Source organism: Phyllobacterium sp. CL33Tsu (assembly GCF_900113985.1).
Lineage (GTDB): Bacteria > Pseudomonadota > Alphaproteobacteria > Rhizobiales > Rhizobiaceae > Phyllobacterium > Phyllobacterium pellucidum.
This window is the reverse complement of sequence record NZ_FORJ01000002.1, coordinates 259,335-271,536: the sequence shown is the minus strand read 5'-3', so window position 1 is coordinate 271,536 and position 12,202 is coordinate 259,335. Positions and strand designations below refer to the sequence as shown.

11 protein-coding genes are annotated in these 12,202 nt (G+C 59.0%); 7 read left to right on the top strand and 4 right to left on the bottom strand.

Annotated elements, in window-relative coordinates:
- The first annotated feature begins 246 nt into the window (after positions 1-246).
- The gene (gene alaS, locus BM074_RS10940; RefSeq protein WP_091921933.1) at positions 247-2,910 is read left to right on the top strand and encodes an alanine--tRNA ligase; all 2,664 of its coding nucleotides are present in this window, start codon (positions 247-249) and stop codon (positions 2,908-2,910) included.
- Between the two features lie 421 nt (positions 2,911-3,331).
- Here the strand turns inward: alaS and BM074_RS10935 are convergent, their stop codons facing one another.
- Positions 3,332-3,646: a YciI family protein gene (locus tag BM074_RS10935; protein ID WP_027231647.1), complete on the bottom strand. Its 315-nt coding sequence runs from the start codon at positions 3,644-3,646 to the stop codon at positions 3,332-3,334.
- 152 nt (positions 3,647-3,798) lie between these two features.
- Positions 3,799-5,013 carry an NADP-dependent isocitrate dehydrogenase gene (locus BM074_RS10930; protein ID WP_027231646.1) on the bottom strand — a complete coding sequence of 405 codons (1,215 nt, stop codon included), beginning with the start codon at positions 5,011-5,013 and terminating at the stop codon, positions 3,799-3,801.
- 187 nt (positions 5,014-5,200) lie between these two features.
- Between BM074_RS10930 and BM074_RS10925 the strand changes: the two genes are divergently transcribed.
- The 4 genes from BM074_RS10925 to BM074_RS10910 all read left to right on the top strand — a co-directional run bounded on the left by BM074_RS10925 (position 5,201) and on the right by BM074_RS10910 (position 8,994).
- Positions 5,201-6,052 carry an RNA methyltransferase gene (locus tag BM074_RS10925; RefSeq protein ID WP_027231645.1) on the top strand — a complete coding sequence of 284 codons (852 nt, stop codon included), beginning with the start codon at positions 5,201-5,203 and terminating at the stop codon, positions 6,050-6,052.
- Positions 6,027-6,893, top strand: coding sequence for a glutamate racemase (murI, locus tag BM074_RS10920; RefSeq protein WP_244532816.1), 867 nt, complete (start codon positions 6,027-6,029; stop codon positions 6,891-6,893). Before BM074_RS10925 ends, murI begins: the two co-directional genes overlap by 26 nt.
- Positions 6,894-7,064: 171 nt before the next feature.
- Complete coding sequence (locus BM074_RS10915) at positions 7,065-7,508, top strand: hypothetical protein (protein ID WP_091921929.1); 444 nt, start codon at positions 7,065-7,067, stop codon at positions 7,506-7,508.
- Between the two features lie 262 nt (positions 7,509-7,770).
- The gene (locus BM074_RS10910) at positions 7,771-8,994 is read left to right on the top strand and encodes a hypothetical protein (RefSeq protein WP_091921927.1); all 1,224 of its coding nucleotides are present in this window, start codon (positions 7,771-7,773) and stop codon (positions 8,992-8,994) included.
- Between the two features lie 10 nt (positions 8,995-9,004).
- On the opposite strand, the gene BM074_RS10905 is transcribed toward BM074_RS10910, so the two are convergent.
- On the bottom strand, positions 9,005-10,051 hold the full coding sequence (locus tag BM074_RS10905) for an LLM class flavin-dependent oxidoreductase (RefSeq protein WP_091921925.1): 1,047 nt from the start codon (positions 10,049-10,051) through the stop codon (positions 9,005-9,007).
- Positions 10,052-10,196: 145 nt separating this feature from the next.
- Positions 10,197-10,838 (bottom strand): NAD(P)-dependent oxidoreductase, encoded by a 642-nt coding sequence (locus tag BM074_RS10900; protein ID WP_091921923.1) that lies wholly within the window; start codon positions 10,836-10,838, stop codon positions 10,197-10,199.
- Between the two features lie 147 nt (positions 10,839-10,985).
- On the opposite strand from BM074_RS10900, the gene BM074_RS10895 reads away from it, so the two are divergent.
- Both BM074_RS10895 and BM074_RS10890 read left to right on the top strand, forming a co-directional pair.
- Complete coding sequence (locus BM074_RS10895; protein ID WP_036814544.1) at positions 10,986-11,402, top strand: winged helix-turn-helix transcriptional regulator; 417 nt, start codon at positions 10,986-10,988, stop codon at positions 11,400-11,402.
- Between the two features lie 165 nt (positions 11,403-11,567).
- Complete coding sequence (locus BM074_RS10890; RefSeq protein ID WP_091921921.1) at positions 11,568-12,107, top strand: DUF992 domain-containing protein; 540 nt, start codon at positions 11,568-11,570, stop codon at positions 12,105-12,107.
- Positions 12,108-12,202 lie beyond the last annotated feature (95 nt).

Genomic DNA, 12,202 nt, shown 5'->3' with positions numbered 1-12,202 from the left:
CCTCCAGAATTGACTGAGGATTTGAGACCCGCGGCCGGTGACGGCTGCGGGTCTTGGCATTTTGCCGTCGCCAATTCCCTGGCCGGTCGCGCTTTGGCTTGGCCAATTCCCTGGCCGGTCGCACCTCGCGGCAATAGGGATTTTCTGGACAGCACGCAGCCCTGTCGCTACAAGCGTTTCGTTCCGCTCCTTCGCACAGAATGGGGCTAATTCCATTTGGATATAAGAAGTCAGAAGGCAAGCAGCATGAGTGGCGTCAACGAGATCCGGTCGACATTTCTGAACTATTTCAAGAAGAACGGCCATGAGATCGTGGCGTCGAGCCCGCTCGTGCCGCGCAATGACCCGACGCTGATGTTCACCAATGCGGGCATGGTGCAGTTCAAGAATGTTTTCACCGGCATCGAGCACCGTCCCTATAATCGGGCGACGACATCGCAGAAATGCGTGCGCGCCGGCGGCAAGCACAATGACCTCGACAATGTCGGCTATACGGCGCGTCACCATACCTTCTTTGAAATGCTCGGCAATTTTTCCTTTGGCGATTACTTTAAGGAAGAGGCGATCTCGCTTGCGTGGAACCTTATCACCAGGGAGTTCGGGCTTCCAAAGGACAAGCTGACGGTAACCGTCTACCACACGGACGATGCAGCGGCAGGTTTCTGGAAGAAGATCGCCGGGCTTCCGGAAGAGAAAATCATCCGCATCGCCACGAGCGATAATTTCTGGGCGATGGGCGATACGGGTCCTTGCGGTCCGTGCTCGGAAATCTTCTACGATCACGGTGCTGAAATCTGGGGCGGCCCTCCCGGCAGCGCCGATGAGGACGGCGACCGTTTCATCGAAATCTGGAACCTCGTCTTCATGCAGTTCGAGCAGGTGGCGAAGGAGCAGCGCATCGATCTGCCGCGCCCGTCGATCGATACCGGAATGGGGCTCGAGCGCCTTGCCGCTGTGCTTCAGGGCAAGCACGACAATTACGACATCGATCTGTTCCAGACGCTGATCCACGCATCCGAGGAGGCAACGGGAGTAAAGGCCGAGGGCAAGTTCCGCGCCAGCCACCGGGTTATTGCCGATCACCTGCGCTCCTCAAGCTTCCTTATCGCTGATGGCGTGTTGCCGTCGAACGAGGGTCGTGGCTATGTGCTGCGCCGCATCATGCGCCGCGCCATGCGTCATGCGCAGCTCCTTGGCGCACGCGAGCCTCTGATGTGGCGGCTGCTGCCGGCGCTGGTGCGCGAAATGGGCCAGGCCTATCCCGAACTCGTGCGCGCCGAAGCGCTGATCTCGGAAACACTCAAGCTTGAAGAAAAGCGCTTCCGCAAGACCCTCGATCGCGGGCTGGGCCTCCTCGGCGAAGCGACCGAATCCCTCGGCGAGGGCGACAAGCTCGATGGCGAGACCGCGTTCAAGCTTTACGACACCTATGGTTTCCCGCTCGACCTGACGCAGGATGCGCTGCGCCAGCGCGGCATCGGCGTCGACACGGAAGCCTTCGACGCGGCCATGGAAAGGCAAAAAGCCGAGGCGCGCGCGAGCTGGGCGGGTTCCGGGGATGCGGCGACCGAGACCGTATGGTTCTCGGTTCGCGACAAGGTCGGTGCCACTGAATTTCTCGGTTATGAGACCGAGCAGGCTGAAGGCGTCATAACCGCGCTCGTTGAGAACGGTGCCAGCGTCGAAACGGCGGGCGAGGGCGATGCTGTGGCCGTCGTTGTCAACCAGACGCCTTTTTATGGCGAATCCGGCGGACAGCAGGGCGATACCGGAACGATCACCGGCGACGGCCTTGTCATCGAGATCAGCGATACGCAGAAGAAGAATGACGGCGTCTTCGTCCATATCGGCAAGGTGACAAAGGGAACGGCGAAGGTCGGTGCACCGGTCGAACTTATCGTCGACAAGGCGCGCCGCACCCGCATCCGCTCCAACCATTCGGCAACCCACCTGTTGCATGAGGCGCTGCGCGAAACGCTCGGAACCCATGTTGCCCAGAAGGGCTCGCTTGTTGCCCCGGACCGGCTGCGTTTCGATTTTTCGCACCCGAAGCCGATTTCCGACAAGGAACTTGCGGCAATCGAAGACATCGCCAATGAGATCGTGTTGCAGAACGCGCCGGTATCGACGCGCCTCATGGCGGTCGACGATGCGATTGCCGAAGGCGCTATGGCGCTCTTCGGTGAAAAATACGGCGATGAGGTTCGCGTCGTCTCGATGGGCACGGCAGTGCAGGGCGAGAAGGCCGGAAAAAGCTATTCTACCGAGCTTTGCGGCGGCACGCATGTACGTGCCACGGGTGATATCGGGCTTATTCGCGTGGTCTCTGAAGGCGCTGTCGCTGCTGGCGTGCGCCGCCTTGAGGCGCTGACCGGAGAAGCTGCGCGGCGCTATCTCGAGGAACAGGACGACCGCGTCAAGGCGATCGCTTCGGTTCTGAAGGCGACGCCGGCCGATGCGCTCGCCCGCGTAACGGCGCTGGTCGACGAACGCCGCAAGCTCGAACGCGAGCTTACCGAAGCCCGCAAGCAATTGGCTCTTGGCGGCGGTTCTTCCGGAGCCGCGGGCAGCGCGCCGGAGACGGTCAACGGTATCGGCTTCATCGGCAAGGTGGTGAGCGGCGTCAATCCGCGCGACCTGAAGCCGCTCGCCGATGATGCCAAGAAGAGCGTCGGCTCGGGGGTCGTGACCTTCGTCGGCGTCTCGGAAGATGGCAAGGCGAGCGCGGTTGTCGGGGTCACCGAGGATCTGATCGGCAAGTACAGCGCCGTCGATCTCGTCCGCATTGCGTCTGCCGCTCTCGGCGGCGCGGGCGGCGGCGGCCGGCCCGACATGGCCCAGGCCGGTGGCCCGGATGGCGCAAAAGCGGAAGACGCGATTTCGGCAGTGCGCCAGGCGCTCGGCGCCTAGGTTCGAATGCCCGGTCATGCTGCGGTATGACCGGGCCAACTCGCCGCTATGCGTATTATACTTATTGGCAATAGTACTGCGTTAAAATGCTCTTGCTCCTTCAAGCGATGCGTGATGTAATTCTTAAATAGTATTTGGGTTATTAAGTTTTTGGATTGGTATAAGCACTAAAACTACAGTGACTGTTACAGAAGCACCGATTGATATTGGCCGGTTAAAGTTTTATTATTTGTTGTTTGTACGAAGAATTTCCGGAGCGGGCACTTCCATTGCTGGAGCAAAAGAGCAGGTTCGCTGAGGTTGCTGCCGCTCCGACCTTTACTGCCGCTCTGACATGTGCCGCAGCGACAGCTACTCCACCTCGGCAAAACGCGGTCGGGGCCGGGGAAGCGGGTTCAGGCAACGAAAGCTGGCGCCGCGCTTACTCCTCGCGCGGAGCCTGTGCAGCCGCGATATGCATGGGCGCTATCGTATAGCTGTTGAGGCCAGCGAGTACGGTCGGGTCGTTGTCGCCGAAGCGGACCGCTTCCGCATGATCATTTACCTCAAGAAGAGCGAGCCCGAAGCTGCCGTCGGGCTCATGCACCGGGCCATAGGCGAGGACGAATCCCTCGTTGAAACATTCCTGCACATAGCTTGCGTGCTGGCGCATCAGCTCTTGCTCGTCATCGTCCATGTCGTCCGCAAAGGTCGGCCGTGGCGGGATCAGGCGGAAAAAGAACTGTTGCTTGCTCATCTTCGGTCCCCTCGGGTGATCATAGCATCACGCATAATACCCAAAACAGAGCTTTTTGGCGCGCCATTTTCGCATCGCTCATTCGCGAAGCGCACAAACAAAAAGAGCTCCGGTTTTCACCGGAGCTCTTAGCATTGATGCTCTCAGATGGCTCAGGCAGCCATCGCCTTCGACAGGTTTTCGTTGATCTTGTCGAGGAAGCCGGTGGTCGACAGCCAGGGCTGATCCGGGCCGATCAGGAGTGCGAGGTCCTTGGTCATGTAACCGGCTTCGACTGTGTCGACGCAGACCTTCTCCAGCGTGTGGCTGAAGCGCTCGAGTTCGGCATTGCCATCGAGCTTGGCGCGATGCGCAAGGCCGCGCGTCCAGGCAAAGATCGAAGCGATCGAGTTGGTCGATGTTTCTTCACCCTTCTGGTGCTGGCGATAGTGGCGGGTCACGGTGCCGTGGGCAGCTTCCGCTTCGACCGTCTTGCCATCCGGCGTCATCAGAACCGAGGTCATCAGGCCGAGCGAGCCGAAGCCCTGCGCGACGATATCGGACTGCACGTCGCCGTCATAGTTCTTGCAGGCCCAGACATAGCCCCCGGACCACTTCAGAGCGGAAGCAACCATGTCGTCGATCAGGCGATGCTCGTAGAAGATCTTCTTTTCAGCAAACTTCGCCTTGAACTCTGCCTCGTAAACTTCCTGAAAGATGTCCTTGAAGCGGCCGTCATAGGCCTTGAGGATGGTGTTCTTGGTCGACAGATAGCAGGGAACGCCGCGATTATAGGCATAGTTGAACGAAGCGTGGGCGAAATCACGGATCGATTCATCGAGATTGTACATCGCCATGGCAACACCGGCGCCGGGCGCGTCATAGACCTCGTGCTCGATCGTCTGGCCGTCATCGCCGACAAACTTGATCGTAAGCTTGCCCTTGCCCGGGAACTTGAAGTCGGTCGCGCGGTACTGGTCGCCGAAGGCATGGCGGCCGACGATGATCGGCTGCGTCCAGCCCGGAACGAGGCGGGGAACGTTCTTGGCGATGATGGGCTCGCGGAAGATGACGCCGCCAAGAATGTTGCGGATCGTGCCGTTGGGCGATTTCCACATCTTCTTCAGGCCGAATTCCTCGACTCGCTGCTCATCCGGCGTGATCGTCGCGCACTTGACGCCGACACCATACTCCTTGATGGCATTGGCCGCATCGACCGTCACCTGATCATTGGTGGCATCACGGTGCTCGATCCCGAGGTCGTAATATTTCAGATCGATATCCAGGTAAGGATGGATCAGCTTTTCCTTGATATATTGCCAGATGATGCGGGTCATCTCGTCGCCGTCAAGCTCGACGACCGGATTTGCAACCTTGATCTTTGCCATGGATAGTCAGCCTCTATTTTGCTGGGTGTGGGAATGTCAGCATCGGTTTTCAGTGAGGGTTCGCGCCCCTATAGCATCGGGATCGCCGAACGCAAAGCTGCCGACCAGCCATGCCGTTATTTTAAGGCAGGATTGCCCATCAAAAGATCGCGCGTTATGACGGCGGCAATATCAGCAGGAACAAGAGATGGCCGGTACAGATAGACAACGCACGCTTATTGCCGAAGGCCCGGCAATTATTCTCGTTGAACCGCAATTGCCCGAGAACATCGGCATGGTGGCGCGCGCCATGGCCAATTTTGGCCTGGCCGAACTGCGGCTCGTCAAGCCGCGCGAGGAATTTCCCAACGAGAAGGCGCGCTCCGCGGCGAGCAGGGCGGACCACATCATCGATGCGGCGCAGGTTTTCGAGGATCTGCCTTCTGCCATCAAGGATCTGAATTTCGTCTATGCAACGACGGCGCGCGAGCGTGATGCGTTCAAGCAGGTGCGGGGGCCGGTGGAAGCGGGCGTGGTGCTGCGCCAGCGCTTCAACCGCGGCGAGCGAACCGGAATTCTTTTCGGGCGCGAGCGCATCGGCCTCAATAATGACGAAGTCAGCCTTGCCGATGAGTTGGTGACGTTTCCGGTCAATCCGGCATTCTCGTCACTCAACATTGCCCAGGCGGTCCTGCTCATGTCCTATGAATGGATGAAATCCGGCCTCGAGAAACATACAGATACCGCCTTTCGCGGCCCCGAGCTTGCGCCGGCGTCAAAGGATCAATTGCAGGGCTTCTTCAACCATCTGGAAGAAGCGCTGCAGGCGAGGGGATATTTCCGGCCGATGGCCCGCAAGGAGATCATGGTTAATAATCTGCGCGGCGTCCTCACCCGGCCGGGTTTTTCGGATTCGGAGCTGAAGCTTCTGCGCGGCGTCCTTGTCTCTCTCGACTTCTTCAGCCCCGATACGCCGCGCGGCGCCGGAGCGCCGGAAGGGCGCAAGCGGGCAAAGCCAATCGATGAGCCGGCTAATGAAAGGCCGACAGACGATGAATGAGCGGGTCGCAGACCGACCGATCCTTGTCTTCGACAGCGGCATTGGCGGCCTCACCGTTCTGCGCGAGGCGAGGGTTCTGATGCCAGACCGGCGCTTCGTCTATATCGCGGATGATGCCGGCTTTCCCTACGGCGATTGGGAGGAGGCGGCCTTATGCGAGCGCATCGTTGAGCTCTTCGGTGGATTGATCGCGAAATACAACCCCGAAATCGCAATCATAGCCTGCAATACGGCATCGACGCTCGTGCTCGACGATCTGCGCAGAGCCTATCCGGGCGTCCCGTTTGTCGGCACGGTACCGGCCATCAAGCCAGCCGCCGAGCGGACTTCTTCGGGCCTCGTCAGCGTTCTTGCAACACCCGGAACGGTCCGGCGCGCCTATACACGCGACCTCATCCAGTCGTTTGCCTCGCAATGCCATGTGCGTCTTGTCGGCAGCCAGAGCCTCGCCCGCCTGGCCGAAGCCCATATTCGCGGGGAATTCGTCGACGATGCCGAAATCAGGCAGGAGATTGCCCCCTGCTTCTACGAACGGGACGGCAAGCGGACGGACATCGTCGTCCTCGCCTGCACCCATTATCCTTTCCTCGCCAATGTCTTTCGCCGGCTCGCTCCCTGGCCGGTTGACTGGCTCGATCCCGCCGAGGCCATTGCTCGCCGTGGTCTTTCATTGCTCAAGGTCAACGGTACCGGCGAAGAACCCGAACATGGCGACGATTTTGCCATGTTCACATCGGGCAATCCCGATTTCTCCACGCGCCGCCTGATGCAGGGGTTCGGTCTCGACACCAATCTTGGATTGCAGTTGGTTTCGGACGGCAACTCTCCCACTTTCGCCTAAAACATAGGCCATGTTGCGTGGCGTGGAAAAAACGGGCGTGTTGAACTTTCGAATAATTGACCCCACGCTACCGCGCTCCTAGGCTCGCATTTTATCGAGTTGCCATTGGTGATACCATTTGGGCGGTACAACATACCGCGCCCATCTATTACATTGGACTGGGAGTATTTTATGCGATTTGTCGAACTTCTATCGGGGATGATGTTGGCAATTGTCGCCAGCATCCTATTCTTCTCGCCTGCGAGTGCGGGCGAGAAGCTGGGCTTCCCACCGCCCGATCCGCCTGGCACGGTGCGTACGCCGATGACGCCGCAGAACATTCAGAAGGAACTCGATCAGCGGTTGAAGAGGCAGTTCGAGGCGGCGGCCGGCCCCTCGGGCCGCTTGACCGCACAACAGGCAAAGGATGCCGGTTGGGGCTTCATCGCCGACCACTTTGATGAAATCAGCCGAGGCAATGGCGATACGGTCGGTCTCAACGAAATCCAATCGTTCATGGATGCCCGCTCCCCCGTGGCGCGGACTGCAGAGCCGAGCGTTGCCCCGAAGAAAAAGGGGAAAACCACCGAGCCACCAAAACCGGTGGACAATTCGCCAATCCAGATCATCGAATAAACAGGGGCTGCCAATGAGGCAGCCCCTCTTCAATTGTCCCTCTGCCTGAAAGTGTGGCGATAAGAGTGGAAGTGGTGGCGATAGTCCGTGCCGGACGGCATGACCTCCGCGACACCTTCCAGTTCCATCGGTCACTGCGCGCCGATCCTTCATTTGCAATATTCACAGCACCTGCGTGCCGCCGGGTTTTGACAGCGCGCCGTGCCCCGCCGCCGAGACTGCCGATCAGATACAACGCTTTCCAATATCGCCGAGGGCTTTCGTGAGCATTATTCTGGGACTCGTCTTCTCTCGCCAAGAAAAGATCAAATCTTCAAAGCAGCGGCCAAGCGCCAAGGATCTCGCCCGCAAGTTTTGCCTGTTGGCGCGCAAGGAGCCGACTTTGGGACCGCTGGCTGTCATCACTGCCGAGGGTGATGACGGCAAGGCGAGGTCAAGCTGCTCGATCTTGCCGACGGACGAGGATGTGCATTTCTACCAAGACGGCGCGCAGGTTAATTTCTCGGCGGCGACGGTGGCAACCGGCCCGGGTTATCATGATTATCTCGTGGCCTTGCTGGACGAACTGGTCGAACAGGAAAAACTTGTGGTCACGCAGGATGAGGAATTCAGCGACGACACCCAGTATTGGACGGACCGAAATTACGATGTCCTCCAGACTCACATGAGCGTTTATTTCAACTCGGTCTCGAAAGTCGTCGTCGAGCGCAGCCGCGCCAGCAAGCATGGTCCGCTGTCGCTTTCGCTGTCAGCGCAGGAAGCACTTGATGTTTTCAAGGATCGGATCATGACAGTTCGCGGGCCCCGCGACGTGGATTTCTTTGGCTTCAAGGGCGAGGCTGCCAACTTTTTCCCGTGGTGGGATTTCGGCTTGCCTGCGCGGGCGGCATTTGGACTGGCGGAGGCGATGTTGTGGCGCTCGTTCCCCTGGCGTGGCCCGATCGACCAGTATGAAGCACTTTTCATTCAAGTGCTCTCGGAACTCATCAAGATCGCAAGGGAAGAACCACGCCTCGAGACAGACAAGAAGTTGAATGTCGCCGCATTTGAGGCTGCGAGCCGGTCGAAGACGTGGCCGAGGCCACCCGGCATGGGCTATCTGCGCTATCCACGGCCGCAACCCTTTGGCGATAATTGGTGGATCACGCTGCCCGGACATTTCATTCTGGGCTGGGACGATCGTTTCAAACAGAATGTATTCAAGAGTATCGGCTGCATCGTCGTGCCGGCCGCGACAACCATCGAACATGATGACCGCCGCCCGCCGGAGGGGTTTACCGGCAAGCTCGATGTTTCAGTCGTCAAGGACAAGCTCAGCTTTTACGGCATATGGAACTACAATAAACAAGAAGACGGCAAGACCGATCAATGGCTCGAGGGCTGCGCCGTTGCGAGGGACGGTGTGACCTACCTTTTTATCCTGATGGACGACCCCGGTTTAAAGCAATGGGCAGTTGATACGCTGCTGTCGATCGAGCATCGCTAAGGCGACCTCCTCAAGATGGCTTCGCGCCGCCAAGCTCTTTGCGGATGACCGGTGCGACTTCGGTCCCGTAGAGTTCGATGGCCTTCAGGGTGTTGGTGTGCGGCAGGCTGCCGAGATCGATCTGCAGCATGAAGCGGTCATGCCTGAAATAGGTATGCTGCAGCATAATCTTGTCGATCACTTCCTGAGGCGAGCCGACAAGCAAGGCACCGCGCATTGTGCGGCCGGCTTCATACTGGGCGCGATTGCTCGGCGGCCAGCCGCGTTCGCGGCCGATCTTGTTCATCACGACTTCATAGGACGGCCAGTACTCGTCGGAGGCAGCCTGCGATGTCGCGGCAACATAACCGTGCGAGTTGATGCTGACCTTGAGTTTGTCCGGGGAATGGCCGGCCTTGGCTCCCGCCTCGCGGTAGAGTTCGACCAGCGGCGCAAAACGATGCGGCTCCCCGCCGATGATAGCGACGGCAAGCGGGAGACCGAGCGTTCCCGCGCGGATCACCGATTGCGGCGTCCCACCCACGGCAATCCACACGGGCAGGGGATTTTGCAATGGGCGCGGATAGACGCCGAGATCGTTCAGGGAAGCGCGCAAATTGCCCTTCCACGTTATAAGGTCGCTGTCCCGCAGCTTGAGCAGAAGGTCGAGTTTCTCGGCAAAGAGTTCGTCGTAGTCATTAAGATCATAGCCGAAGAGCGGAAAGGATTCGATGAAGGAGCCCCGGCCAGCCATGATCTCGGCGCGCCCGGAGGAAATCAGATCAAGCGTCGCATACTCCTGAAATACCCGCACCGGGTCGTCGGAACTCAGCACCGTGACGGCACTCGTCAGGCGGATGTTCCGAGTGCGCGCCGCACCGGCTGCGAGAGCTACGGCCGGTGTCGAGATGACGAAGTCCGGCCGATGATGTTCGCCGATGCCAAAGACGTCGAGCCCTACCTGGTCGGCCAGTTCCATCTCCTCGAGGAGATTCTGCATGCGCTGGTGCGCGCTGATGGCGACGCCGGTTGCAGGATCCGGGCTCATCCCGGCAAATGTATAAATACCAAGTTCCATTTTTGACGCCCCGTTGAAACCTTGTCGAACAGGTAAGCACAGAAAGTGGTTCTGTGAAGAACGCACATCACGGTGTCCGAGGCACAAAAAGGATACTGGCGGGCCGCGTGGCGCCTGAAAGCAACGCCACGCACGCCGCGTGCGGTCAATAGCCGACGGTAAAGCGCTCCTGTGCGTGCGCCGGCTTTTCAGCCTCGTCGAGAATTGCCACCGCCAGGTCGCTGGTGCTGATCGTGCTCTTGCCGTCGGCACTAAAGACAGGCTCGTCCTTGCCTTGGCGGTATTTGCCGGTCCGCTCGCCGGGAACAAGCTCAAAGGGCGGCGAGACAAAGGTCCAGTCAAGTGCGGTTTCGCTGCGAAGATCCTCGAGTGCCTGGCGTGCACCCAAAGCGCCCTCCTTGTACTCTGCCGGGAACGCGGCGCCATCGACGAACTGGGAACCGTCTGGCGCACGCAGGCTACCGGCACCACCGACGACGATCAGGCGCTTGATACCGGCCTGTTTGGTCGCTTCGGTGATCGATTTGCTGCCAGCTATATGGACGGCCTTGATATCGGGATTGTCCCAGCCGGGATTATAGGCTGATATGACGATGTCGTTTCCCTTCAGCTTGGCTGCGAGATCGGCGGTGTTGAGCGCGTCCGCTTCCACAGCCTTGATGCCATCGCGCTTCTCTACCTTGTCGACGTTGCGTACCAGCGCCGTCACGACATGACCGCGCGACGAAGCCTCTTTCAGGATCTGCGTGCCGACGAAACCGGTGGCGCCAATCAATGCGATTTTCATGGGATGCTCCTTTGATGCGGGTACGCATCGTTTTGTAGTTACGATTGATAACTACCTATGCTAGGAAACATGCATTGGGAAGAACGCACTTTTTCCGTTTCAGGGCACATCCAGGTAACCGCCCGCCACAGCAAGGACATCGAGCGCATGAGCATTCACGCGAAAACCGAAGGCAAGACGCCGCTTCTCGCTTCCATGGCGGCAATGGAATCGGACGGCAGCGGTTCATGTCCGATGCGCGAGGTGCTGGATATTATCGGCGATTCGTGGAGCCTGCTAACAATCATCAATCTCCAGGCAGGACCGCGTCGCTTCAATGTGCTGCGGCGAATGATCGAGGGTATTTCGCAGCGCATGCTGACGGTAACGTTGCGTTCGCTCGAGCGCGAAGGGCTTGTGTTGCGGACGGTCAAGCCAACCTCGCCGCCGGAAGTTACCTACGCGCTGACGCCGATGGGCCATTCGATTGCGGTGCCGATCGGGGCGCTTGGCGAATGGGCGGTAAAAAACCGTGACAATCTCAGGGACGCGCGCAAGGTGTTCGACGCGGCGCCAATAGGCTGACACACGGCAATTGCTGCGCCAATTGCGAAATTGGTTGCACGGCCGCCGGAACCATCCAATCATGTGAACGTTTAAGGCAGCCCTCGGGATTTTCCGGGGAATGGTTCATTGAGGCGCGTCATGTGCCGATAGTGATTTCATTAAGATCAACGGAGAAAGACAATTATGGTACGATTCATTCCGGCGCTCATTGTGGCGGCGACCGCCCTTACCGGTGGCACGATGGTAGCAACTGCCAAGACGACGAAAGCCGAAACACCAGCGAAAGCAACCCATATCGGAATCCTGTCGTGCCAGGTCGATGGCGGCGTCGGGCTGGTTTTCGGGTCGAACAAGGCGATCAACTGTGCCTATAAGCATCGCGACGGTTCGGTTGAAAATTACAAGGGCCGCCTCGGTAAACTCGGCCTTGACCTGGGTATAACGCAAAAAACGTATCTGAGCTGGACCGTTGTGACGACAGCCGACAACAAGCCGGGCGCCAATGCGCTTGCGGGCAAGTATGTTGGCGTGTCGGCGGGTGCTTCCGTCGGGCTCGGCCTTGGCGCCAACGCCCTTATCGGCGGATCCAACAAGAATATCGGCCTGCAGCCGTTCAGCACCGAAGGCACGCAAGGTTTTAATGTCGCCGTCGGTGTCAGCAGTCTGTCGCTGGAGCCTGTAGAAGCGGCCAAGCCGGTTAAGAAGCATAAGCATCGCAGCTAACCGATTAGCCAGAGGTGAACGAAGGGGGCCAGCGTGCCCCCTTCATACTTTCCAAGTCAGCGGAAATGTGAACGTGGAACCGAGCCATAGCGCTT